Below are 24450 nucleotides of genomic sequence, written 5' to 3' on the forward strand. Positions count from 1 at the left end.
TTATAGGCTGTCAGATTGGGGAGTCGCGGCGGTAGTGTTTGCAGCTGCGCCGTCATCTGGCTGCTCAGCGGTACAGTTTTTTGCCTGCTCGGCCTCGGCGGCAGCGATTTTGGCACGCTCAGCCTTGGAGATGTAACCTTGCTTGGCGGGGCCTGCATTGGGGAGCTCTTTCTTGTTTTCCCGGGCTTTGGCACGCTTGGCCAGTTTTTTGGTCAGTTTTTGTCGCTTGTTCATGCAAAAATTTCCTGGTACTTCCCACTTGGGATGGGCAAAGGGCAGGCATTTTAGCCTGCCGGCGGCCGGGCAACAAGCTCAACCTGCCTCGGCGCAGGTGTTGATGCTGTGGCGAAAGGGGTTTTCTTAGAGGAATAGAGTCATAAAGACACCGATATAGCTCATGGAAACCGCGACGCCTATACTGAGCAGCGCCATATCCAACATCAGTGGCCGCTCCGGCGTTTTGGCGGCTTTGATAAGCTCTATCACGCTGGTGGGGATCACTATTAACCCCGAGACTATCAGCAACAAAAAACCGGGGCGGAACAGGCTGAGTTGCAGTGCGCTTTCATCCTGCCAAAGGTGAGCATATTGATCGCCAAACAGCAATAACGCCATAGCGACCAGTGCAGATAGGCTGGTGGCCAACAACAACTGACGATTTACCCTGCTGCGGCTAATCGGCTCTTCTATCTCCTGAATAATTCCTGTGGGTTCCATCTCAAATGCACCTAAAGCAGTAAACTGCGGCAAAACTAGCAAATTTGAAGCTCATATTCAAAAAAATTACTTGTTGTTGAAGCGGATCCTGTCCATCTTACTGGCGCCATCGTGGCATTCACCGCGGATTTCTCCCCAACTGGAATGAAGCACGCGGCTGAGTTCGTAGAAGCCTTCTTGGCAGTATTGATTCATCTTGAGGGTATTGTTGAGCCCAAGAACCAGCTGTTGTTCAAAGACGGCAAGCCGGGCTTCTCTTATAGCCAGTTGTTGGCGCATTTCCTTTGCCGTACGGGGCGCGGGGGCTCTTTCCCTGTCATTGTGGTCTATTTCTGGCGCAACCAAGCGTGCCTTATAGGTGAAGAGTTTCAAGCCATCTGTTTTGATATCTGTCTGGAAACTGTCTTTGATGGCACCGGCAAAATCGGCCGGATCTATGTTGGGTTTTGAGCTGCAGCTACAAAGCAGTAGGGGCAGTAATGACAGAAAAAGCGTGCGCATAAGTAGAGGCAGTTATCCTTATTATTTTTTTGAGATACAAGCTATCGTTAACTTACTGCAGAATAAGCATAATTGCATTAACGGCGTGATAAGTTAGCATAGCTTCGTCGTTTACCGCCTTTGTTTGATAACCGGATGGTCAATTATATGTTCGAGTATCTTCAACATCTTTGGGAGCAAATCCAGTGGCAGCCGGATCTGGCTGATATCCTCTATTTGCTTGTGCTCATCGGTTGGTTTGCCTGGATTTGGCCTCAATGGGACTGGCAGCAACTGTTGGCTGACAAGAGCTTGCAGTGGCGAGCCTTGTTTTGCACCTTGGCTATTAATGGCCTTTGGCTGCTCAATGCCAGCGTCACCGAAGGTATTCATGTGCATTTTCTGGCCTTGGTAACCCTGATGCTGATGTTTGGTTGGCGTTTGGCGTCTATATTGATGCTGCTGCCGGTGAGTTTCTTTTGCCTGTTTGTCTATCATCAGCCCTGGGTGTTGGGGCCCATGATGTTGTTTGGCGTTTGTCTGCCACTGTTGCTGGCATTGACAGTACACAGCTTGAGCTATCATAAATTACCCAAGCATTTATTTGTCTTTATTTTCGTAGCAGGTTTTTTCAACGCAGGTCTTTCTGTGGTGAGTCATATCTTGGCATGGGCCGTTTATCTATGGTTTGATATGGATTACGGCGCAGCTTATCTGGTCGATAATTATCTGTTGCTTATTCCGCTGCTGGGGTTCCCTGAGGCCTTGCTTAACGGTATGGCAGTGACGCTGTTGGTGGTTTACCGGCCTGAGTGGCTCTACGATTACTCGGACCGGGTTTATCTCTGGCGCCAAAAAAGATAGCGGCAGTGGGTACTGCAATCCCCCTTATTGAGCGTTTCTAATCCTTGGGGGCGCGGATCACCAGGGTACCCGCCAGTTTGTCATGCCAGCTTTGTTTACGGGGATCGAAGGCCACCCAGATATAGCCCAGGCCGAATAATAGAGTTGAGGGAATATAACCCAGGTATCGTATTATCAAGCTGGCAGTTGATGGTTTTTGTAAAGTCTCGGCATCGACTATGACGGCTCTTAACGCCATTTTTCCAGGAGTCGCCGACTTATAACGCCAAAATAAGATGACCAGAACTATAGGCAATAGGTAATTGATCAGCAGATCAAGTGGTCCTTTTATAAAGGTATTGCCCGTCATTATAGGGTCGATGCCGTAGACATAGAGGGTCAGTGGCACTGTGATGCACATCAGCATGAGAGAGTCCAGTAGGGTTGCTGCAAGCCGCTCCCAAAAACCGACGTAAATGGGATAGCTGGATTCTGGAATTGATGTCTGTGCCGGAGCTGTGGTGTCAGGGGCTTGTTGGTGATGAGCCAAATCTGGCTCGATACTCTGCGGGGTGTGTTCAGCTGTCATTCTCTCAGTCCCTGATTAGCAATTATCTAGTTGAAGACAATACACAGGAATAACAGCTGCAACAAGCATGGCCTACCTTTGGTGCTGGTAGGCCGAGGTCTGTTAGCCGAAACGCTGATCAAGATAAGCTATGATGTCGTTGGACTCATACATCCAAGTGACTTCGCCGGCTTGCTCTATTTTCAAACAAGGAACTTTCATGGTTCCGCCTCGGTTTTGTAATTCACTTCTGTGTGGCTCTTGTTTGGCATTCAGAGTCGCAATATTCAAGCTCTGTCGCTTCATGGCGCGTCTTACCTTGACACAAAAAGGGCAGGCCGGATATTGGTACAGGCTAAGGTTACGACATTGCTCATCGATATCCGCCTGCTGTTCGGGTTGACGTTTAACACTCTTGGGGGAGAAAACAAAATTGAGCAGCAAAATGATCCGTCCCAGGATCCAACGAATAACAAACATAAGTATCCTCTATATAAGCTTGAAACGGCAGGCAGTTTAACTCAGTGGCAGCGAAACTCAAGCTCGGACTCAGCATGTCGGGATGAGGAGGATTTTAAGCTTATCTTGGGGAAGATAAAAACGGAGGTTATAGGGCGTAGCGATGAAAAATAGTTGTCAGTTTCTGATTCTGGGGCTGTTGAATCTCGGTTTCTTTTTCAGCCCAGCCGAAAGAACAGTCAACACTGTTCTTTCAGGGGATTGTGAGCCAAGTATCAGTTGGGCTCGGGGCTGACCACTATATGTTCCAGCTCTACAGGCGCCACTGCGTGCAGGGCGTCCATGCTGGCTCCCACCAGGGAGATCTTGCCATCGGCTGATTCCAGTAGCAGGGCCCGTTTGATTTCGCTGAAGCTGCGGTTATGGCGCAGCAGGGTCGACAGTGCCATCTGCATCGGCATCATGGATGGGTTAAAGGCGGCGTTTTCGGCGTAACGGCCACAAAAGGTGGCGCCATCAGCCGTTTCCAGTACTACGGCACAATGGCTCTTGCTGTATGGAGCATAACTGAGGCTGGCGTGATCCAACGCTTCAATCACCATGGGGTCGGAGCTCTCAAGCGCCAGGTTTACCTGTTGCTTACTCAGCAAAGGCTTGGTGACATTGAGATCTTTGGGACCAAAGGCGTAGGGCAGGTAATGACTCAAAGGCGCAGCAGGCTGCTTGGGTAGGTGAATACGGATCTCTTGCCCGGCCACCAACTCATTCATAAACTGACGGCAGTGACCGCAGGGACTCTCGTTGACTATGATATCGACTATCTGGCTTTCACCGCTCAGCCAGGCATGGCTGATGGCGCTTTGCTCAGCGTGAACCGAGTGGCACAGAGCCTCGCCCGGCAGCTCGATATTGGCGCCCATATAGATATCACCGCTTTTGCCTTTGGCGATGGCGCCGACATAGAATTCACTGATTGGCGGATTGGCCATTGCCGCAGCAATAGGCAAGAGTGCCAGTAGTAACTCATCATCACCAAGGCCGCTCACTTTGGCTAACTCACTCAGCTGCTGTGCATCCAGATGACCGGCGAACTCATCGTTGAGCAGTGGCACCAATTGTTCGGCAAGTGCCTTGGGCAATTGGTTCAGGCTGTTTACAAATCTGTCTTGCATTGGCCATTCCTTGTTAAATGTTAAGCTAATGGTTATCCAGTTTAGTCAGGAAGTTACAGTTGAAACGGGACTGACTTCGCAAAATCCCGTTAAAGCGCCTGTAAGTATTGCACCAGAGCCTTGAGAAGTCGCTGGTGACTTTCATTTTCGGCAGTTTCTTCCAGCAGGTTTTCCAAGCGAATGACATAATCCGGATCGTTAAGCCTTTGCTGACAGAACTCATGCCAGCGCAGTGTTTCTTTGTCCGTAAGTGTCGAGGGATAGTTGCGGGCGCGGTAGCGAAACAACATCTCCTTGAGCCTGGAATCGTCAAAGCTGAGATCCAGCGCCGCCAGGTTATCGGGGGCGGTATGGCGGATCATCTCCATCTTGGCTTTATCTGCCGGAGAGAAGAATCCACCGCTGTATAGCATTAGATCCGGATCGGTAATCGGGTTGTCTCTCGGGGTATCAAACAGGCTTGCCAACTTGGTGCGGATCTGCGGATGCTGGCGCAGACGCTTGTACTGTTCGCGGGCAAAGGCCTTGTCAAATCCAATCCGCTCGGCGGCTTCATCGGTCAGTGTCTTGGCGGGGGCAATAAAGGGGCACTTATTGATATGAACCTGTTTGACCGGTATGGGTAATTCATCTTCTGCCAATTCGCTTCTTGGCGTATAGAGGCGCTCGCGAATGCTGTCTACATCCAGTTCAATCAGCGGGCTGATATCCATATGCAGGTTAACGCAGACAATGGCATTCTTGTTCTCGGGATGATGGGCCACAGGGGCAATGAGAGTGGCACAGCCCTGAGTCGCCGGGATCTTGGAGCTGATATGCACCAAAGGTTGCATATTGAGTACATCGATTTGTTCGGAAACTGCCTGCTTGCGTCTGAGTTTGAAATAGTAGTCAAACAGCCTTGGTTGTTTCTCTTTTATCAGTTTGGCCAAGGCTATGGTGGCGTAAACATCTGACATGGCGTCATGCGCCTTTTCATGGCCGAGTCCGTTGGCCTGGGTCAGGTGTTCGAGCTTGAAGCTGGGAGAACCGTCCTCTTTGGTTGGCCAGTTGATCCCGTCCGGGCGCAGGGCATAGCAGGCCCGAACCAGATCAATAATATCCCAGCGGGAATTGCCTTGTTGCCACTCTCTGGCATAGGGATCGATAAAGTTACGGTAAAAACCATAACGGCTGACCTCATCATCAAATCGTAGCGAGTTATAACCGGCGACGCAGGTATTGGCTTGGCTGAACAGGGCATTGATCCGCCCCATAAATTCGGTTTCCGGCAGCCCTTTGCCATTGGCCAGTTGCGGCGTGATCCCTGTGATGAGAATCGCCTCGGGTNCTGAACAGGGCATTGATCCGCCCCATAAATTCGGTTTCCGGCAGCCCTTTGCCATTGGCCAGTTGCGGCGTGATCCCTGTGATGAGAATCGCCTCGGGTGAGGGCAGGTAATCGCTGGCTATCTGGCAGTAAAAGGTCTCGGGCTCGCCAATAATGTTCAGCTCCAGATCGGTACGTATCCCGGCAAACTGCGCCGGTCTGTCTTTCGCCGGATTGGCGCCGAATGTTTCATAATCATGCCAGAATATGGAAGGCTGAGGTTGGGCTTGACTCATACTGATGACTTTTGCTCTTCAGACAAAAGCTTATCTTAACATTTTTTTCCGCAAATGGGATTTTACGCCATAACACAGTTATTTCGGTTAAAAGCCGCCCTTGGTGAATCGACGGCCTCTGAGTACAATATATGCCTGCCGGCAGGGACGACAAAGAGGTTCGGATTACCCGAAGGGATGCAGATGCATAGTCAGTTTTTCAGTTCGCCCACTATAGTCAATCTTTCTATGCCGACCAGGTTGTGCCTCAGCTTACCTGATAGTGTCAGCGATTTTGTGTTGTCGGAGGCGCTGCGCTCGCCACTGCTCGAGTGGGTAATGCTTGAAGGAGAAGACAAGGTTTCGCAGGGACAGTTTGTTTTGAGGCTGCAGCCATTCCTGACCCAAGAGTTGCTACCTTTGAAAGCAGTCAGGAAGGATGGAGTGTCGCGCTCGGCAGGTCAGGGCTTTAGACTCTACTTTGAAGTTGGGACCAGTACTTCAAGTTGCATCGCTGCCCTGAGGCAAGGCGTGAATCTCGATTTATGGCCTGGGCAGACATTTCTCTGTTCGTTGCAAACCAGTAGATTCGAACTACTGCCTTTGGAACAAGATTTACGTTTGTCCCAGGAGCCAAGAGAGATCATTCTCGCCAAGGCAGCTTTGGCTGAACCTCAAGATTATCAGGCCAGCAGTGAAAAACTGGCGTTGCAGCTCAATGAAGTCACCCGGGCGAGGAAGCGGCTGGAATGTTACCAGCAAGCGCAGGGAACTGAGTTACCCGAAGGCCTGCTCAATGAAGTGTGGCACCTGCTTACTGGCCTGGTGCAGAAGCGCCAATGGCTGCTGCGATGTTATAATCAGTCACTTGAACGCCCAAGTTACCGCCTGAGTGCCAACCAAGATATCGCAGAAGAAAAACTCAGGCGTATGCTGGAGTGTTATGAGCTGCTGTCATCACCTGAGCTCAATGCCATGGTCAGACAGTTGACCGACGAAGAGTAAAATCACTTGGGCTGCAAAGCCCGATTCTGATGGAAGTAATGCATGACTTATATTTGTCCCCTGTGCCGCAGCGAGTTGCTACAGGACGGAAAACAATGGCGTTGTAGCCAAAACCACAGCTTTGATCAAGCCAAAGAAGGTTATATCAACCTGTTGCCGGTGCAGAAGAAAAACTCCCGCGATCCCGGTGACAACAAGCAGATGATGCAGGCCAGGCGTAGTTTTTTAAATGCCGGCTATTATCAGGCTCTCAGCAGCAGGGTCAACGAATTGGCGCTGGAATATGGCAAGACACAACCCTCCATTTTGGATCTGGGTTGCGGTGAGGGCTACTACAGCCAACGTTTGCAACAGGCTGTTGGTGGCGAGCTCTATGGTTTGGATATTTCCAGAACGGCTATTCGCTACGCCGCCAAGGCACATCCACAGATGCACTTTTGTGTAGCCAGCGCCTACGACATGCCTTTTGCCGATGCAGCCTTTGATCTTATGTTGCGTATCTATGCACCATCAAAAGTGCAGGAATTGGCACGGGTGTGTAAGCCCGGTGGCATTTTCATCTGTGTATCCCCCGGCCCAAGACATCACTTTCAGTTAAAAGAGATCATCTATAGTGAGCCAAGAGAGCATGAGCTTACCAAGGCAGCGCTACCGGGTTTTAGTTTGTTGCATGATGAGAGACTGCAGTGGCCGCTGGTTCTGCCAGCCGGACAGCTTTGCAATGACTTTCTGGAAATGACTCCCTATGCCTGGAAGCTCAACGCCGAACAGAAACAGCAGCTGCAGGCTGAGGGATTACGTTGTGAGCTGGATTTTCACATTCAAATTTACCAACGTAATACATAAGAGCTAGAACTATAAGATAGGTTTCAACTTGTTACGGCAAATACTCGAAATTTAAGTAAAAAAAACTAAGAAGGGTTAATTAAGTTTGTTGACTTATCTCCAGAATGATTTATAGTCTTCATAGCTTGAAAGTTGGGCTTATTTTTATGTCTTCAATACGACCAGTTCGTCCTGTAAACATAAGTAATACCGGCATTTTCAGCTCCACCGCCGTTAAGGCTTAAAAGATAGTTTTATTTACAGGATTTATATCATGTCACAAGTAACTGGTGTAGTTAAGTGGTTCAACTCTGACAAAGGTTTCGGTTTCATCGAGCAAGAGTCTGGTCCAGACGTGTTTGTACACTTCCGCGCCATCAACTCTGACGGCTTCAAGACTCTGGACGAAGGTCAGAAAGTATCCTTCACTGTTACTCAGGGCCAGAAAGGTCCTCAAGCTGAAAACGTTTCTGTTATCGGCTAATCGCTTTTCGGGGTAACCCGAGCGATACAGTAATAAACCGCGCGAGCCTACACTCCTAAGGAAGTGTAAGGAAAGCGCGGTTTTTTTATATCCGCAGGCAATCGCTTCAACTTTACACTTTCCTTTGTATCTTTCACTGAATTGTTAACCGCATGATTTTTGTGGGACGTCGTCGTTTTCGCTATTCTTATATTGCTGTAAGCCTTTGATACTCAGCTCTTAGGTGACTCTTGTGTCAAGATTTACGCAGAGGCAGGATCCGTTGTCGACACAGACGATAACTTGTTACTGATGGTTTTGATAAAGCCAGGCATCAGACCTGCTTTGAGTAGTTTATGGGGCATCATTACTTTAAAAAGGCGTTGGTTCACTGTGCCTGACTTCACTCAACTGATGACAAAAAGCATGACAGCATTGAGTGTGAGTACACTGATTGCGAGTAAGGTGGCAAAATGGATAAGGCGTTCCGCTTGAGGGGAAACTTGGAGCAGTGTTACTGGGTAGCCAAAGAAGATAGTAAGGTAAAGCAGGCTTCTTAAAGGATATGCCATACCCGAGAGACGGTACTCACGGCCATTCTTCAGCTTAACTGTCACAGCGTGAGCTCGTTTTCGCTCAATCTGATGATTGTTATGATAGCCTACCCAGTGGAACACCATACTCGCGATATCTTCTTTGGCAACAGCGGTCGTTGCTCCTGTGAGATATTGAGGCAGAAAAATATGGGTTTGGTTTATCCTTATCTGTCGCTCGTCTTTGGCACTGCTTTTCACGCCTAACTGAGTCAGTATCCGGCCTTTACGTACCTGGATATATATCAAAAACCAGATGACGCTGCAGGCAGGAAGCAGCAACTGAACCTTTCCTATAAACGGCGCCACCAGAGTGGCTAGCGCAATAACGGGAACTAGGCTCAAAAGCAGCGGCAGCTCTTTTCTCCAGGGCAGGCTGAAAAAGCTTAAAGAGATGGGTAAAGTGATTTCGCTCCCTAAATCCAGATTAGCGTATTTGCCGGTAAAGGTGCTATCGAACCATTTGCAATCATTCAGTTTGAATGGTGTCATCTGACTCATAATTCCTTTTACTTGTCGTGAACTTCAGCAAGATAAGTGAATAAAGTAACCCGTCATTGTTATTGCAGCAAAAACGATAGCGCCCTTCTATTTGCAGGGCGCACTCTCAAGTACCGCTAATTACTTGGCATGAACGATTTCAATTTCAACACTGGATGGGAGATCGCTGGCAGGGGGGGCAGGGGCAAATTGCTCGCCATAATACAGGTTAGGTTGGGGTTTGGCGTTGAAATAATGCTCCGGCTCGGCGCGGTTGCTGGTATCAACATCCACTAACCAGTTACCTTTTTTATCTTTGTGGCTGACGATAACGATTTTACCGGCAAACTCGCTCATGGGTTCTTCTGTGTCTTTCGGCGGGTGAAAACGCACCAGATAATAGCCTATGTCGGTGGCGCTCTTGCCGTGTGCCTGACGCTGAACGACCCGAAAATCCACATCTATTCTGGCTTGTTTATGGCGGATGCGGTCAAAGAACTTTTGATACAGTTTGAGTACGTTTTCACGTCCCTGAACTATGGCAAGGCTTTGCTGTTCAGGAATATAAGTGGCATCCTCTGCGTATATGTTTTCCAAAGGGGCGGAGTTAAGTTCATTAAATGCCCGGTTGAACATGACATAGACACGATTAAGGGCTGCTTGGTCTTTATCCTGCAATTCGGTAGCCTTGAGGGGCTGAAGCACAGAAATCAGGCAAACGAGCAATAAGGTTAAGAATTTCATTAAAATCATCTAAGCAGGCTCATCTGACCTCACTATAATAGAAGCCCTTTGGTAACAGAAGATTGATTTCTTTACAAAGTGTGTAAACCTCGTCATAAGTTGGAGGAGTCGCATCATGAAAGCAGATGATCTGACACTTTTTATGCAAGAAATGGCCGATGTGGTGCCGCTCAAACAGCAACAGCAGGCCCTGACCAGAGCGAAACCTCTTTCCAGCGAGTCAAAACAGGCACGCAAAGCCGCCGCCGAGGCCCATGAGTATCTGCAGCGCCTGACCTTGGATTTAGCACTGATCCCCAGAGTGAAACCCGATGATATGCTCAGCTACAAGCAGCAGGGGATCCAGGAGGCGGTATTCAAGAATTTACGTCTCGGTAAATACAAGATAGCCGCCGAGCTGGATGTTCACGCCATGTCGGTGCGCCAAGCCAGAGATTATTTGCTCGGTTTCATTCAATCTCAGGTGGTTTTAGGCCATCGCTGCGTGCTGGTGATCCACGGCAAAGGACAGAATCGCAAGCCGTTTCCTGGGCTTATTAAATCTTGCGTCAACTTCTGGTTGTCGCAGATGGATGAAGTGCAGGCCTTTCACAGCGCCCAGCGCGAACATGGCGGCTATGGCGCCCTCTATGTGATGTTGCCTAAATCAGATGCCAAACGGATTGAATCCCGCGAGACCAACCATAAAGGAGCGGGCTTTCGCTGAGCTGTTTGGGACGGCAGATTATCTGCCTTGACCGTAGCCGAGATTTCGTTTGACATAAGTGTAACCAGTGTTTAATTTAAACGAGTGTTTTAAATTAACTAAGGTCACGGAATGGCAAGTCGATCTGATACCAAGACAAGAATTCTCGATGCTGCGGAGAAGCTGTTTGCCGAGCGGGGGTTTTCGGAAACCTCCCTCAGGCTTATCACCAGCAAAGCAGAAGTGAATCTTGCATCTGTAAACTACCATTTTGGTTCCAAAAAAGAGCTTATTCGGGCGGTTTTGGCACGTTATCTGGACGTGTTTATGCCATCGGCGTCAAACGCCATCAATGAGCTTATCAGCCAGGATAAACAGGCTTCTTTGGATGCCATTTTCTCCTCTCTGGTGGGGCCGCTGCTTGAACTTAACAAAGTTCGCAACGAAGGAACCAGTATCTTCCTGCAACTGCTTGGCCGTGGCTACATCGAAAGCCAGGGGCACTTGCGCTGGTTTATTACCACCCACTATGGCAAGCATCTGGATCAGTTTGTTCAGGCGGTCTCCGGCAGTGCACCGCACATTCCACCGGCAGAGATGTTCTGGCGCTTGCACTTTACCCTGGGAACTATAGTTTTCACCATGGCCTCGGCCGATGCGCTCAATGAAATCGCCGAAGCCGACTTCGGTGAACATAATGATATTGAGGCAGTGATCCGCAAGGTGATCCCTTACATGGCCGCCGGTGTGGCTGTGCCGCTGGTTTCTCAAGCAGAATAAAGGTCTGGTTATGAGTATTATCCTCTTAATAATAGTTGCCCTGATAGCACTGTTCTTTGTGCGCAATATACGCTTGCAGTTTGTGACCCGGCCGATATTGGCCTTCTTTCGCAAGGTGTTACCACCACTTTCGGATACAGAGCGTGAAGCGATGGAGGCCGGTGATGTCTGGTGGGAAGCCGAGCTGTTTCGTGGTAAACCCAACTGGGAAAGTCTGCACGCCTATGGTAAACCGGCGCTGAGCGCCGATGAGAAAGACTTTATCGACCATCAGGTGATGACGGCGCTAAAAATGATCGATGACTATGACATAGTCAACAACCGCAAGGACTTACCGCCTGAGCTGTGGGAGTACTTCAAGAAAGAAGGCTTCTTCGCGCTGATCATCCCGAAAAAATACGGTGGCCGTGAGTTTTCAGCCTATGCCAACTCCACCATAGTCAGTAAGTTGGCGAGCCGCAGTGTCAGCGCCGCCGTGACTGTGATGGTGCCCAACTCACTCGGTCCGGGTGAGTTGCTGACTCATTATGGTACCAAGGAGCAGAAAGAGCATTGGTTGCCGGCTTTAGCCAAAGGGGAAGAGATCCCTTGTTTTGCCCTGACCGGCCCCGAAGCCGGCTCAGATGCCGGTGCTATTCCCGATGAAGGGATAGTCTGCCGCGGTGAGTTCCAGGGCGAGGAAACTCTGGGGCTTAAGCTTAGCTGGAACAAGCGTTACATCACTCTGGCACCTGTGGCTACAGTGCTGGGACTGGCATTTCAGATGCGCGACCCAGACGGGCTGTTGGGGGACAAGGTGAACTTGGGGATTACCTGCGCCCTGATCCCAACCGATCATCCCGGCGTGAAAATTGGTCGCCGTCACAATCCGCTTAATATGGCCTTTATGAATGGTACCACTCAAGGGGACGAGGTGTTTATTCCGCTGGATTGGATCATAGGTGGCCCGCAATACGCAGGTCGTGGCTGGCGTATGCTGGTGGAGTGCCTCTCTGCAGGACGTGGTATTTCACTGCCGGCGCTGGCGACGGCGTCCGGGCATATGGCGACCAAGACGACAACCGCTTACAGCTACGTGCGTAAACAGTTCGGCATGGCCATAGGTCAGTTTGAAGGGGTTCAGGAAGCGTTGGCAAGGATCATTGCCAACACCTATCAGCTGGAAGCGGCCCGTCGTCTGACAACCACAGGCATAGATCTCAAGGTTAAACCATCTGTGGTTACCGCGATTGCCAAATATCACATGACAGAGCTTGGCCGTCAGGTGATGAACGATGCCATGGATATTCAGTCCGGCAAGGGTATTCAGATGGGGCCAAAAAACTATCTTGCTCATGGTTATATGGCCAACCCCATCTCCATCACAGTGGAAGGGGCCAACATCCTGACCCGTAGTTTGATGATCTTCGGTCAGGGCGCGACCCGCTGTCATCCTTATGTGCTGGCCGAGATGGAAGCTGCCGGCATGGAAGACAACAGTGAAGCGCTGGAGCGTTTCGACTCTTTGTTAATGGGCCACATAGGTTATGCGCTGCGTAACGCCTTTGGCTCTTTGGGCAACGCCCTCAGCCGTAGCTATTTTGAGCGCTCACCCGTGAGTGGCGATACCCGCGACTATTACAAGCAGATGGCCCGTCTGTCCAAGGCGCTGGCGCTGGTGACCGACTTGTCGATGCTTATTTTGGGCGGCGATCTCAAGCGCAAGGAGATGATTTCGGCCAGACTCGGTGATGTGCTCAGTCAACTGTATCTGGGCTCGGCCACATTGAAACTGTTTGAAGACAATGGCCGCCAGTTTGACGATCTACCGATAGTCAAACATGTGATGGATACCCGATTGCAACTGGCTGCCAAGGCGCTTGAGCAGGCGATAGCCAACTTCCCCAATCGTCCGGTTGCCTGGGTCATGCGTGTGCTGGTATTCCCGCTGGGGAATCACTTCAACGGCCCGAAAGACAGCCAGTCCATTGAACTGGTCAAGAGCATGCTTAAACCGGGTCCGGCCCGCGACAGGCTGACCTTCCTCTGTCCTGAATTTGACGGCGACACCAGTGGTATTGCCGAGGTGGAAGCGGCATTCAAGGCTCAATATCAGTGCCGTGAACTGCACAGCAAACTGAGAAAGGCGCAAAAGGATGGCCGTTTGCCTGCCAAACTGGCACCTTTATCTCTGTATCAGGCGGCATTGGATGCTGAGGTTATCAGTAAAGCCGAGTATGAGCAGTTGCTTGAGGCCGATAAGCTGCGCTTGGCGGCAATCAATGTCGATGATTTTGAAACTCTTTAATTGAGATTGATTGGTATGTGAATTTCAGTTTGGTAAGCCTGTCCCGGGTAGGCTTAGCTCTGATGTAAACAAAATCACCAAGCCTGAAACAGCAACGAAAGCAGCAGAAATTAAAAAGGTACGCCTCGGCGTACCTTTTCTGTTTTGTTATCAGCTTAGCGTCATTGGCAAGCCATTAGGCGACGATCAGCACCTTGCAGGTGTTGGTGCCGCCTACGGTTTCCATGGCATCACCCTTGGTCATGAGTACCATGTCACCACTCTCCAGGTATCCCTTGGCCTTGAGGCTTTCTAGGGCCTTTTTCGCCAGCTCATCGGCGGCATAAACGGTGGAGTCAAACTCTACAGGATAGACACCCCGATAGAGTGCCATCTTGGCCAAAGTGGGTTGATGACGGGCGAGGGCGAAGATAGGCAGCGCTGAGCTTATCCGTGACATCAACTTGGGCGTTGCGCCGGATTCGGTCAGGGCGATAATCGCCTTAACACCTTGCAAATGGTTGGCGGCATACATGGTAGACAGCGCTATGGTTTCTTCTATGGAGCTGAAGCTTTCATCCAGGCGGTGCTTGGATACCCGCACACTGGGATGCGCTTCGGCGCCAAGACAAACTCTGGCCATGGCCTGAACCGTTTCTTCCGGATAATCCCCGGCAGCGGTCTCGGCCGAGAGCATCACTGCGTCTGTACCGTCGAGTACGGCGTTAGCCACGTCCATGACTTCGGCGCGGGTCGGCATAGGGCTGCTGATCATAGACTCCATCATCTGGGTCGCGGTGATCACTACCTTATTGAGTTGACGCGAGCGGCTGATCAGCTTTTTCTGTACGGCAACCAGAGCCGGATCGCCGATTTCTACTCCCAGGTCACCGCGGGCTACCATGACGGCATCGGAGGCGAGGATTACATCGTCCATCGCTTCATTGGAAGCTACGGCTTCGGCGCGCTCTACCTTGGATACTATCAGGGCATTGCTGCCGGCCTTTTGCGCCAGTTCGCGGGCATAGTTAAGATCGGCGCCGCTACGAGGGAAGGATACCGCCAGGTAGTCGACCTGAATTTGTGCCGCTGTGACAATGTCCTGCTTGTCTTTATCTGTCAGCGCAGCGGCAGACAGGCCTCCGCCTTTCTTGTTGATCCCCTTGTTGTTGGATAGGGGGCCAGCAACTGTCACGCTGGTATGTACCTTACGGCCTTCTACCTTTTCGACTTTCAGTTGTACCCGGCCATCGTCCAGCATCAGGATATCACCGACAACCACATCGTCCGGCAGTTCCTTGTAATCGATACCTACTTGAGTTTCGTCGCCTTCGCCTTTACCCAGCTCGGCATCCAGAATGAATGGTTGGCCGAGCTTAAGTTGGACTTTCTTATTGTCCTTGAAGGTGGAAACACGGATTTTCGGCCCCTGGAGATCGCCGAGGATGGCAACGTGTACACCAAGCTCTTTCGCAATGCTGCGGGCTTGGCTGGCGCGTTTTAGGTGATCTTCGGGGGAACCGTGGGAGAAGTTGAGGCGAACAACGTTGGCACCTGCTGCTATGATACGACGCAGGTTATCATCACGATCTGTGGCGGGGCCCAGCGTGGTAACGATCTTGGTTCTGCGGAACATAATATACTCCGTTTAAGTTTTAAAAAATCTTACGCTATATTAACAGACATCGGCTCAATATGTAGGAAACTTACAGACAAAATGATCTAACTCAAAGTTTTATTTTTGTGAGTTACGGCTAATTTTAGGCGGGGCTTGGGCAGTTGCCAATTTTGGTAACTGCCCAGGTGCTTACGGGAAAGGGGATTACAGTGGCTCGCTCTTATCGATGCGGGATTCTTTCAATACCTCTTTTACCCGCTTTAGACTCTCTCTGAAGCGTGGCCCTCGGCGCAAGGTAAATCCGGTCGCCAGCACATCAATAATCACCAACTGGGCCAAACGAGAGGCCATAGGCAGGTACATATCAGTGTCTTCAGGCACTTCCATGGTAACCGGCAGGGTACATTCCTGCGACAGCGGCGAGTGACGCGCGGTAATACCAATCACGGCTGCGCCGTTTTCTCTGGCCAATCTTGCTATATCGATCAAAGACTTGGTGCGGCCTGTGTGGGAAATCAGCACCACTACATCGCCTTCATCACTATTGATACAGCTCATGCGTTGCATCAACACATCATCGAAACATAAAACCGGTACATTAAAGCGGAAGAACTTGTTCTGGGCATCGTGTGCTACTGAGGCCGAGGCGCCAAGACCGAAGAAAGAGATCTTTTTCGCTTGAGTCAGTATGTCTACCGCCTTGTTGATAGCCGTGGTATCTATGCTCTGGCGTGCTGTATCCAAAGAAGCCATGGAAGATTCGAAGATCTTGGTGGTGTAAGACTCGGGTGTATCATCTTCCTCAACGTGACGACTGACGTAAGGGGTACCATTCGCGAGACTTTGGGCCAGATGTAATTTAAAATCCGGGAAACCTTTGGTATCCAAACGACGACAGAAGCGGTTGACTGTAGGCTCGCTGACATCCGCCATCTTGGCCAGAGTTGCTATGCTTGAGTGAATAGCTGTCTGGGGAGATGCCAGGATAACTTCGGCTACTTTGCGTTCTGACTTGCTGAAATGGGGGAGGTTTTTTTGAACCTTTTCTAGGGTATTCATACGCGTACGTCCGCTGGGTTGAAATTATGTAATTTTATTATTTCTTTGAGGCATGAGCACTACAAAGTAGGGTGCAAACCAATCTTGACGTAAGTCCTGTATATACCGGAATGAAAACAGGCTAACTTCCGAGATAAGAAGGTTTTAAGCAAGAAAAGCATACCAGATTATTGCCAAACCTGCCTAGACTGGCCTCATGGCTTTATTTGCAAATTATAGATGCATTTAATAAATGCTGTTGTTATATTACAACAAAAGTGTGGAATTCTTCATCGCATAGCGGAACCACCACCGACAAAAGGAGAGCATTAAGCAATGGGCAAAACAACATCAGAGGCCAAAGCTTGTGATTTTGTACTCTTTGGTACCAAGGGCGACTTGGCAAGGCGCAAATTGTTGCCTTCGCTCTACCAACTGGATAAGGCTGGCCTGCTCAATCGGGACACTAAGGTCATAGGTGTTGCCAAAGACGAATTCTCTGCCGAAGATTTTCGCGAACTGGTTAAAACAGCCCTGAGCACCTTTGTTAAAGAACCACTGTGTGACACCACGCTTTCCCGCTTCCTCGAACGTTGCCATTATGTCGGCACCAATTTTACCGAATCTGAAGGATACAAAGCCTTCCACCAATTGCTCGAGCCTGCCAAGCGGGTGATGGTCAACTATTTTGCTACTCCTCCAGCCATCTTCGGTGATATCTGCCGTTGCCTGCATGAACAACAACTGATCCATCCCGATACCCGAGTGGTGCTGGAAAAGCCCATAGGCTCAGATCTGCAGTCATCAAGAGTGATTAACGATCAGGTTTCTGCCTACTTCAGTGAGAGTCAGGTCTATCGTATTGACCATTATCTGGGTAAAGAAACAGTACAGAACCTGATTGCTTTGCGTTTTGCCAATTCACTGTTTGCCTCCAAGTGGGATAACCGCACCATAGATCATGTACAGATCACAGTGGCCGAAGAGGTGGGCATTGAAGGGCGCTGGGGCTATTTCGACAAAGCCGGCCAGATGCGAGACATGATCCAGAACCACCTGTTGCAGGTGTTGACCTTGATTGCCATGGACCCCCCTGTGAACCTGGATGCCGATAGCATTCGCGATGAGAAGGTGAAGGTGCTCAAGTCGCTGCGTCCCATCAATCAGGACAATGTATTTGAAAACACTGTGCGCGGCCAGTATTCGGCCGGATTCCTCAAAGGATCGCCGGTTCCCGGTTACCTGGAGGAAGAGGGTGCCAACGTGGATTCCAACACAGAGACCTTTGTCGCCTTGCGTGTCGATATTGACAACTGGCGCTGGGCCGGGGTGCCTTTCTATCTGCGCAGCGGTAAACGTATGCCGTTCAAGAGTTCTGAAATTGTCATCTATTTCAAGAATCCACCCCATAACCTGTATCGTTCAAGCCATCGTAACCTGCCTCCCAATAAGCTGACCATTCGTCTGCAACCACATGAAGGGGTGGAGATCCAGATGATGAACAAGGTGCCCGGGCTTGAGCAGAAACAGCGATTGCAAACCACCAAGCTGGATTTGAGCTTCTCAGACACCTTCAAGAACGAACGTATCGCCGATGCTTATGAACGTTTGTTGCTCGAAGCTATGCTGGGTAATCAGGCATTGTTTGTGCGCCGCGACGAAGTGGAGCAGGCCTGGACCTGGGTAGATGGCATTATTCAATCCTGGGAGATGAGCAACGAAAAGCCCAAGCCTTATCCTGCCGGTACCTGGGGGCCTGTGGCCTCAGTGGCCTTGATCACCAAAGACGGCCGCTCCTGGGATGAATAAGGAGACAGCATGATTAAAGAAACCGTATTCAAATCGTTCGACAACCCAACTGCGCTGGAAGCCCAGTTGGCCGAGCGTATTGCCGGCGCGCTGCAAAACGCGATAGATAGCCGCGGCAAGGCTAGCCTGGTGGTTTCCGGTGGTTCGACGCCACTGAAACTGTTTGCCGAGCTCAGCCACAAGATGATCGACTGGAGCGATGTTTACATTACGCTCGCCGACGAGCGCTGGGTGGATGCCGAAGACAAGGACTCCAACGAGCGCCTGGTGCGCGAGCATCTACTGCAAAATCGCGCCGCCAGTGCCAAGTTTCGTGGCCTGAAGAATATGTTTGCCAGCCCGGAAGCGGGTTTGAGTATGGCCACAGAGCAGTTGGCCAACTTCCCACGGCCTTTCGATGTGGTCGTGTTGGGAATGGGCAATGATGGTCATACCTGCTCCTGGTTTCCCTGCGCCCCCGAAGCGCAACTGACCGAGGCGCTGGAAACCGATGCACTGCTGTGCGCCGTGCATCCGGGCAATGCGCCTCACGCCAGGATCAGCCTGAGCCGTAAAGCCGTGCTCGGCAGCCGCCAGATCTATCTGCATCTGGTCGGTGAAACCAAACTTTCCGTATATCACCAAGCTCTCGAGAGTGACGATCCCAGGGAAATGCCGATCCGCGCCGTGTTGGCGCAGCGCAAGACCCCGGTCGATGTGTTCTGGAGCGCTTAAGGAGGCAAGATGCACCCAAGAGTTCAAGCCGTAACAGACAGGATTATTGCCCGCAGCCAAGAGCACAGGGGCAAGTACCTGGCGGCATTGGCCGAAGCCAGGGCCAAGGGCGTGCACCGCAGCAGCTTGAGCTGCGGCAATCTGGCCCATGGGTTTGCCGCTTGTCAGCCAGCCGATAAATACAGCCTGCGCCAGCTGACCAAGGCCAACATAGGCATAGTAACAGCATTCAATGACATGCTTTCGGCGCACCAACCCTATGAACACTATCCTGAATTGCTGAAACAGGCCTGCAATGAAGTGGGCAGTGTTGCTCAGGTGGCAGGCGGTGTACCGGCCATGTGTGACGGTGTCACCCAGGGGCAACCCGGAATGGAGCTCAGCCTGCTGAGCCGTGAAGTGATTGCCATGGCTACCGCTGTTGGCCTGTCCCACAATATGTTTGATGGTGCCTTGCTGCTGGGTATTTGTGACAAGATAGTCCCTGGGCTACTGATAGGCGCCCTGAGCTTTGGTCATCTGCCCATGCTGTTTGTGCCGGCGGGACCGATGAAGTCTGGGATCCCCAACAAGGAAAAAGCCCGTATTCGCCAACAGTTTGCTGAAGGCAAGGTCGATAGAGCCGCCTTGCTCGAAGCCGAGTCCAAGTCCTATCACAGCGCGGGAACCTGTACCTTCTACGGTACGGCCAACAGCAACCAGTTGATGCTGGAAGTCATGGGGCTGCAGTTACCCGGCTCCTCATTTGTCAATCCGGACGACCCTTTGCGTGAGGCGCTCAATAAAGCGGCCGCCAAACAGGTGTGCCGTCTGACCGAACTTGGCAGCCAATACAGTCCCATAGGCGAACTGGTTTGTGAAAAGTCGATAGTCAACGGCATAGTGGCTCTGCTGGCCACCGGTGGTTCGACCAATCTCACCATGCATATAGTGGCGGCGGCCCGTGCGGCCGGCATCATAGTCAACTGGGACGATTTCTCCGAATTGTCGGATGTGGTGCCGCTGCTGGCCAGGGTTTATCCCAACGGCCATGCCGACATCAACCATTTTCATGCTGCCGGTGGTATGGCTTATCTGGTGCGGCAGTTGCTGGATGCCGGTTTACTGCATCAAGACGTCAACACAGTGGCCGGCTTTGGTCTTGAGCGTTACACCAAGGAGCCCAAGTTGCTCAATGGCGAGCTCAGCTGGGTGGATGGCCCGACCGAAAGTCTGGACAGCGAAGTGCTGACTTCAGTGGCCAAGCCGTTTCAGAGCAACGGCGGTCTTAAGCTGCTCAAGGGTAATCTGGGCCGGGCGGTTATCAAGGTTTCTGCGGTGCAGGAGCAACACAGAGTGGTGGAAGCACCGGCTGTGGTTATCGACGATCAGAACCAACTCAATGAGCTCTTTACCAGTGGTAAACTGGATAAGGACTGCGTGGTGGTGGTCAAGGGGCAAGGCCCCAAGGCCAACGGCATGCCCGAGCTGCATAAGCTGACCCCCATTCTCGGGACCTTGCAGGACAGGGGCTTTAAAGTTGCCCTGGTGACCGATGGCCGTATGTCAGGAGCCTCAGGCAAGGTGCCAGCGGCCATTCACCTGACGCCGGAAGCGCTAGATGGCGGTATGATAGCCAAGGTGCACAGCGGTGATTTGGTGCGGGTCGATGCCGAAAAGGGCGAACTCAGTCTGCTGGTCGATGAGCAGCAACTGGCCGCAAGAAGTGCCGATAAAGTGGAATTGAGAAGTGTGCGTTACGGCATGGGCCGTGAGCTGTTCAGTGCGCTGCGCGCCAATCTCAGCAGCCCTGAAACCGGTGCTCGCAGTACCAGTGCCATAGATGACTATTACTAATCATTAAGGAATAAAGTACATGCTTGAGAATAACTGGTCCTTGCAACCTCAGGACATATTTAAACTGAGCCCGATCATTCCGGTAATGGTTATCAACAAGATTGAACATGCGGTGCCCCTGGCCAAGGCCTTGGTTGCCGGTGGTATTCGGGTACTGGAAGTGACGCTGCGTACCGATTGTGCCCTCGAGGCCATAGGGCGGATAGCTGCCGAGGTACCGGAAGCCTTGGTCGGCGCCGGTACCATACTGAATGAAGCGCAATTGGCGCAGGCAGCAGAGGCCGGCGCTCAGTTTGCCATCACCCCGGGGGCAACTGTAGAACTGCTCAAAGCGGGTAAAGCCGGTAAGATCCCGCTTATTCCTGGGGTGGCCAGTATCTCCGAAGTCATGGTGGGGCTGGGTCTGGGCTATACCCACTTCAAGTTCTTCCCAGCAGAGGCTTCTGGCGGGGTCAATGCGCTCAAGGCTTTCAGTGGTCCACTGGCCGATGTCCGTTTCTGCCCAACAGGCGGGATCACCCCGAGCAGCTATAAAGACTATCTGGCGCTGGGGAATGTCGATTGTATCGGTGGCAGCTGGATTGCCCCGGTGGAAGCGATGGAGCAGGGCGACTGGGCCAGGATCACCAGGCTATGCCAGGAAGCCATCGCGGCGCTGTGAGCATCTGGCAGTGAATGAATAAGGCTACCCGAGGTAGCCTTTTCTTTGCTCCGGTGTTTTTATAGGCAACAAAATCAACAATTTTAGTCCTTTAGGCTGGCTTGCACTGTTATTGGCTTTAGGGTAGCTTGATTTGGAAAGGGTAGGCGATTGGTTTTTATTGGTCAGTTCTGTTGTTGCTGCAACGGCTGCCGATAAATAAGCTGTATGACTCAGGGAGGAGCCTTTTGTGAGACTTGAGCGCATCATCAAGCATTACAACGCCTGTCATTGTCCGGCATGTTCGTTTCAGCCCCAAACCGACCATATCACTGAAGCCAAGATCATTTCTCATTTTGCCAGCAACTGGTTAGCAGTACCAGTTGGACTCTGCATCATGGTTTTACTTGGATTTCAGCCGTTACCCATTAAAATGTCTTGCCCTGTCTGTGGAAACACCTTTTTCGCCAGCGGCTTTCGTCACTAATCGTTTCAGGATCTGATTAAAAGGAGTTTTGTCATGTACGACTCAGCGGTAATTCCTTCATCTGTTTACTCATCTAAAGCCAGCAAACTGAGCGGGCTATGTTCCGGTCTCAGATATATGCTGGTTTTGGCTTTTGCCTGGCTCCTTGGTGGTTGCGGCCAGCCCTTGCCGCTGGACAAGGCCGAGTATGCCGGAGAGTGGCAGAGTGCTGACATGTATCTGCTTATTCAGCACGATGGCTCTGTGGAGTATCAGCGTTATGATGGCAACAGCCGCACCTCGATAAGTGGTGGTATCCAGAAGTTTGATGGTAACGACTTTGAAGTGGGGATCGGTTTTATCTCCAGTCGTTTTGAAGTGTCAGAGCCGCCACACAGGGTCGGAAGCGACTGGCAGATGGTGGTTGATGGTGTCCGGTTGACCCGGGTTTCCGATGTGCAGTTTTATTGAGCCTAAGCCCTGTTCAAGTCTAGGTTTAAGTAGAGATGGATATGGAAAAGGCGCCAATGGCGCCTTTTTTGTGTCAGTCTTTGTTTTTGTCCTGATGTTTTCCATCAGCCTGGGAGCTCGGGGCTTTATCCGTGTTGCCAGCGGCTTCACCCTTACGCTTTATCTGCTTGTCTTTACTGTGCTGGCCAAATTGCGGCATTTTGAACTTGGCACTGTACTTGAGCACTGCCAGGTTGCTGGCAATAACGCCTATCACCAAAATGATGATCAACCAGACTTCCAAAGATGACATTTCCATCTCTTGCTACCTGCTTCAGTCTACGGCCAGGCGCTGTTCACAGCGGCGGATATCTTCAGGTGTATCTACCTCTGGCGAGTCAAATGCGCTGATGGCGACCTTGATCTTGTGACCATATTCCAGGGCCCGCAGTTGCTCCAGTTTTTCCAGATCTTCCAGTCTGCCCAAAGGCAGCTTGGCAAAGGTCTCGACAAAACGACGGGTGTAGGCATAAACCCCAAGATGCTTATAGACAGGGTAGTCGCTGACATCACGGCCGAATGGGATCCGGGCGCGGGAGAAATAAAGCGCATAGAATTCGTTGTCGAACACCATCTTCACATGCTTGGGATCGTCCAGTTCTTCCTCTTCGGTGATCTGATAGCCGAGGGTGGCCATTTCAAACTCACCGGGATGACGCTGGAACAGACTGATGATCTGCTCTATGGAGATGGGATCAATCAGGGGTTGATCCCCTTGCAGATTGATCACCAGATCGTCATCCGCCAACCCCAATTGAGTAATGGCATCGTTAATCCTGTCGGTGCCGGAGGCCGCTTCGGCGCCGGTCATCACAACATTGCCGCCAAAGGCCTCTACAGCGTCCTTGATGCGTACATCATCGGTTGCCACATAGATGTTATCCAACCCTTTGGCCAGTCCGGCGCGCTCATAAACGTGCTGGATCATAGGTTTACCGTTAATCGGTGCCAGAGGTTTGCCGGGAAAGCGGCTGGAACCATAGCGTGCAGGGATCAACAGGGTGACTTTCATTCAATTTTCCTAGTATTCAAGAAGAAAGGGCTCATAAAGAGCCCTAATCATAGCAGTCATTTACCGGCTTAGATACGACGGAACAGCTTGGTCAGCATCTCATCGGTGACTTTTTCCTGCCAGCTGTCACCATAGACGTTGGCCCACAAAGGACCCATGCTCTTGGTGACTTTAACCATGGCGGCAATGGTTTCGTCCGGCAGGTCTTTACAGATGTTTTTAGGCAACTGGATGTTGTGCTTCTTCATCATGGCGCGGAACTCTTCAACCCCTTCAGGGTAGAATTCTTCCAGTACGTCGAAGGCGATACAGTTACCAATACCGTGGTGATAACCCAGAATATAAGACAGACCGTAAGAAACCGCGTGACAGGCACCTACCTGGCTATAGGCGATACTCATACCGCCCATGAAGGAGGCCATCATCAGCTTGTCGTCTTTCTCAGGGTGATCGCCCAGGAATACTTCACGGCACATATCCATGGACTTCTCGGCGTAGGCGCGTGAGAACTCGTTCAGGAAGGTACCTTGCAGAGACTCAACACAGTGGATATAGCAGTCCATACCTGTGTAGAACCATTGGTCTGTGGGTACGCCGGCAATCAGCTCGGAGTCCATGATGATCTGATCGAATACTGTGTAGTCAGAGTTCAGACCCAGTTTACGCTCAGGGCCGCACAGCACCGCAGTACGTGAAGCTTCGGCACCTGTACCGGAAATGGTAGGGATACCGATATGGTGAATCGCAGGGTTCTTGATCAGATCCCAGCCTTGATACTTGGCAGAACCGCCTGGGTTGGTCAGCATCAAAGATACGGCTTTGGCCAGATCCATGGTGGCGCCGCCGCCAAGACCGACTACGCTCACTGGCAGTTTGCTGTTGAATGCCTGAACCTGCTCGGTAAGGCTGTCAACCTGCTCTGTGGTTGGCTCATCATCGACATTGACCCACAGCAAGAAATCTTGCTCTTTCAAAGGCAAACGGCCTTCCAGTGGCTTGCCCTTGTGAACGTCATCCACTACGAAAACCACGAAATCGTTGGCTTCTTTGCGCTCGGCGGCCAGCACTTCATCCAGTTGGACAAAAGAACCGCGACCAAAGATCATTTTGGGGACGACTTTAAAATTCTTGAAACTCATAGCA

General features: G+C 51.1%; 27 protein-coding genes. 12 read left to right on the forward strand and 15 right to left on the reverse strand.

Annotated features, from left to right (window positions below):
• The 3 genes from CX650_RS04370 to CX650_RS04380 all read right to left on the reverse strand — a co-directional run bounded on the left by CX650_RS04370 (position 1) and on the right by CX650_RS04380 (position 1218).
• Positions 1-234: a DUF2986 domain-containing protein gene (locus CX650_RS04370; RefSeq protein ID WP_039035473.1), complete on the reverse strand. Its 234-nt coding sequence runs from the start codon at positions 232-234 to the stop codon at positions 1-3.
• A gap of 126 nt (positions 235-360) precedes the next feature.
• Positions 361-717 carry a hypothetical protein gene (locus tag CX650_RS04375; RefSeq protein ID WP_039035472.1) on the reverse strand — a complete coding sequence of 119 codons (357 nt, stop codon included), beginning with the start codon at positions 715-717 and terminating at the stop codon, positions 361-363.
• A 66-nt stretch (positions 718-783) separates the two neighbouring features.
• Complete coding sequence (locus CX650_RS04380; RefSeq protein ID WP_101095114.1) at positions 784-1218, reverse strand: hypothetical protein; 435 nt, start codon at positions 1216-1218, stop codon at positions 784-786.
• Positions 1219-1365: 147 nt separating this feature from the next.
• On the opposite strand from CX650_RS04380, the gene CX650_RS04385 reads away from it, so the two are divergent.
• Complete coding sequence (locus CX650_RS04385; protein WP_039035470.1) at positions 1366-2061, forward strand: energy-coupling factor ABC transporter permease; 696 nt, start codon at positions 1366-1368, stop codon at positions 2059-2061.
• 37 nt (positions 2062-2098) lie between these two features.
• On the opposite strand, the gene CX650_RS04390 is transcribed toward CX650_RS04385, so the two are convergent.
• The 5 genes from CX650_RS04390 to CX650_RS20610 all read right to left on the reverse strand — a co-directional run bounded on the left by CX650_RS04390 (position 2099) and on the right by CX650_RS20610 (position 5844).
• A complete protein-coding gene (locus CX650_RS04390; RefSeq protein ID WP_082014346.1) occupies positions 2099-2629 on the reverse strand; it encodes an RDD family protein in 531 nt (176 codons plus the stop codon).
• A 102-nt stretch (positions 2630-2731) separates the two neighbouring features.
• A complete protein-coding gene (locus CX650_RS04395; RefSeq protein ID WP_101095115.1) occupies positions 2732-3088 on the reverse strand; it encodes a glutathione S-transferase N-terminal domain-containing protein in 357 nt (118 codons plus the stop codon).
• Positions 3089-3342: 254 nt separating this feature from the next.
• Positions 3343-4239 (reverse strand): cytidine deaminase, encoded by an 897-nt coding sequence (gene cdd, locus CX650_RS04400; protein ID WP_101095116.1) that lies wholly within the window; start codon positions 4237-4239, stop codon positions 3343-3345.
• 89 nt (positions 4240-4328) lie between these two features.
• Positions 4329-5558 (reverse strand): exodeoxyribonuclease I, encoded by a 1230-nt coding sequence (sbcB, locus tag CX650_RS04405; RefSeq protein ID WP_420876320.1) that lies wholly within the window; start codon positions 5556-5558, stop codon positions 4329-4331.
• Entirely contained in the window at positions 5440-5844 is a 405-nt protein-coding gene (locus CX650_RS20610; RefSeq protein WP_420876319.1) for an exonuclease domain-containing protein, read from the reverse strand. The genes sbcB and CX650_RS20610 overlap by 119 nt, the downstream gene beginning before the upstream one ends.
• A 183-nt stretch (positions 5845-6027) precedes the next feature.
• On the opposite strand from CX650_RS20610, the gene CX650_RS04410 reads away from it, so the two are divergent.
• From CX650_RS04410 to CX650_RS04420, 3 genes are all read left to right on the forward strand, one after another.
• A complete protein-coding gene (locus CX650_RS04410; protein WP_039035466.1) occupies positions 6028-6828 on the forward strand; it encodes a hypothetical protein in 801 nt (266 codons plus the stop codon).
• Between the two features lie 42 nt (positions 6829-6870).
• Entirely contained in the window at positions 6871-7674 is an 804-nt protein-coding gene (gene rlmA / locus CX650_RS04415) for a 23S rRNA (guanine(745)-N(1))-methyltransferase (protein ID WP_101095118.1), read from the forward strand.
• A 253-nt stretch (positions 7675-7927) separates the two neighbouring features.
• Positions 7928-8137 carry a cold-shock protein gene (locus tag CX650_RS04420; protein ID WP_025009607.1) on the forward strand — a complete coding sequence of 70 codons (210 nt, stop codon included), beginning with the start codon at positions 7928-7930 and terminating at the stop codon, positions 8135-8137.
• Between the two features lie 386 nt (positions 8138-8523).
• Here the strand turns inward: CX650_RS04420 and CX650_RS04425 are convergent, their stop codons facing one another.
• On the reverse strand, positions 8524-9201 hold the full coding sequence (locus CX650_RS04425) for a hypothetical protein (protein WP_101095119.1): 678 nt from the start codon (positions 9199-9201) through the stop codon (positions 8524-8526).
• Between the two features lie 129 nt (positions 9202-9330).
• Positions 9331-9933, reverse strand: a complete 603-nt coding sequence (locus CX650_RS04430) for a YybH family protein (RefSeq protein ID WP_039035463.1) — start codon at positions 9931-9933, stop codon at positions 9331-9333.
• 115 nt (positions 9934-10048) lie between these two features.
• Here CX650_RS04430 and smrA point away from each other — a divergent pair, with 115 nt between their 5' ends.
• The 3 genes from smrA to CX650_RS04445 all read left to right on the forward strand — a co-directional run bounded on the left by smrA (position 10049) and on the right by CX650_RS04445 (position 13685).
• On the forward strand, positions 10049-10639 hold the full coding sequence (gene smrA / locus CX650_RS04435) for a DNA endonuclease SmrA (protein ID WP_039035462.1): 591 nt from the start codon (positions 10049-10051) through the stop codon (positions 10637-10639).
• A 111-nt stretch (positions 10640-10750) separates the two neighbouring features.
• Positions 10751-11398 (forward strand): TetR family transcriptional repressor PsrA, encoded by a 648-nt coding sequence (gene psrA / locus CX650_RS04440; RefSeq protein WP_039035461.1) that lies wholly within the window; start codon positions 10751-10753, stop codon positions 11396-11398.
• A 10-nt stretch (positions 11399-11408) separates the two neighbouring features.
• Positions 11409-13685: an acyl-CoA dehydrogenase gene (locus CX650_RS04445; protein WP_039035460.1), complete on the forward strand. Its 2277-nt coding sequence runs from the start codon at positions 11409-11411 to the stop codon at positions 13683-13685.
• 175 nt (positions 13686-13860) lie between these two features.
• On the opposite strand, the gene pyk is transcribed toward CX650_RS04445, so the two are convergent.
• Complete coding sequence (gene pyk / locus CX650_RS04450; RefSeq protein ID WP_101095120.1) at positions 13861-15300, reverse strand: pyruvate kinase; 1440 nt, start codon at positions 15298-15300, stop codon at positions 13861-13863.
• A gap of 186 nt (positions 15301-15486) precedes the next feature.
• Entirely contained in the window at positions 15487-16341 is an 855-nt protein-coding gene (locus CX650_RS04455; protein ID WP_028781506.1) for a MurR/RpiR family transcriptional regulator, read from the reverse strand.
• A gap of 315 nt (positions 16342-16656) precedes the next feature.
• On the opposite strand from CX650_RS04455, the gene zwf reads away from it, so the two are divergent.
• The 5 genes from zwf (at position 16657) to CX650_RS04480 (ending at position 22256) form a co-directional block, all read left to right on the forward strand.
• Complete coding sequence (gene zwf / locus CX650_RS04460) at positions 16657-18129, forward strand: glucose-6-phosphate dehydrogenase (RefSeq protein ID WP_025010246.1); 1473 nt, start codon at positions 16657-16659, stop codon at positions 18127-18129.
• 9 nt (positions 18130-18138) lie between these two features.
• On the forward strand, positions 18139-18843 hold the full coding sequence (gene pgl, locus CX650_RS04465; protein WP_044734564.1) for a 6-phosphogluconolactonase: 705 nt from the start codon (positions 18139-18141) through the stop codon (positions 18841-18843).
• Between the two features lie 9 nt (positions 18844-18852).
• The gene (edd, locus tag CX650_RS04470; RefSeq protein ID WP_101095121.1) at positions 18853-20679 is read left to right on the forward strand and encodes a phosphogluconate dehydratase; all 1827 of its coding nucleotides are present in this window, start codon (positions 18853-18855) and stop codon (positions 20677-20679) included.
• Between the two features lie 19 nt (positions 20680-20698).
• Positions 20699-21340 (forward strand): bifunctional 4-hydroxy-2-oxoglutarate aldolase/2-dehydro-3-deoxy-phosphogluconate aldolase, encoded by a 642-nt coding sequence (locus tag CX650_RS04475; RefSeq protein WP_096141904.1) that lies wholly within the window; start codon positions 20699-20701, stop codon positions 21338-21340.
• 499 nt (positions 21341-21839) lie between these two features.
• Entirely contained in the window at positions 21840-22256 is a 417-nt protein-coding gene (locus tag CX650_RS04480; protein WP_025010249.1) for a hypothetical protein, read from the forward strand.
• Positions 22257-22329: 73 nt separating this feature from the next.
• Here the strand turns inward: CX650_RS04480 and CX650_RS04485 are convergent, their stop codons facing one another.
• From CX650_RS04485 to kdnB, 3 genes are all read right to left on the reverse strand, one after another.
• Positions 22330-22548, reverse strand: a complete 219-nt coding sequence (locus CX650_RS04485) for a DUF2897 family protein (RefSeq protein WP_025010250.1) — start codon at positions 22546-22548, stop codon at positions 22330-22332.
• Between the two features lie 21 nt (positions 22549-22569).
• Positions 22570-23307, reverse strand: a complete 738-nt coding sequence (kdsB, locus tag CX650_RS04490) for an 8-amino-3,8-dideoxy-manno-octulosonate cytidylyltransferase KdsB (protein ID WP_025010251.1) — start codon at positions 23305-23307, stop codon at positions 22570-22572.
• Between the two features lie 68 nt (positions 23308-23375).
• Entirely contained in the window at positions 23376-24446 is a 1071-nt protein-coding gene (gene kdnB, locus CX650_RS04495) for a 3-deoxy-alpha-D-manno-octulosonate 8-oxidase KdnB (protein WP_025890026.1), read from the reverse strand.
• Between the last annotated feature and the right edge of the window lie 4 nt (positions 24447-24450).

The organism is Shewanella indica (assembly GCF_002836975.1).
GTDB classification, from domain to species: Bacteria; Pseudomonadota; Gammaproteobacteria; order Enterobacterales; family Shewanellaceae; genus Shewanella; species Shewanella indica.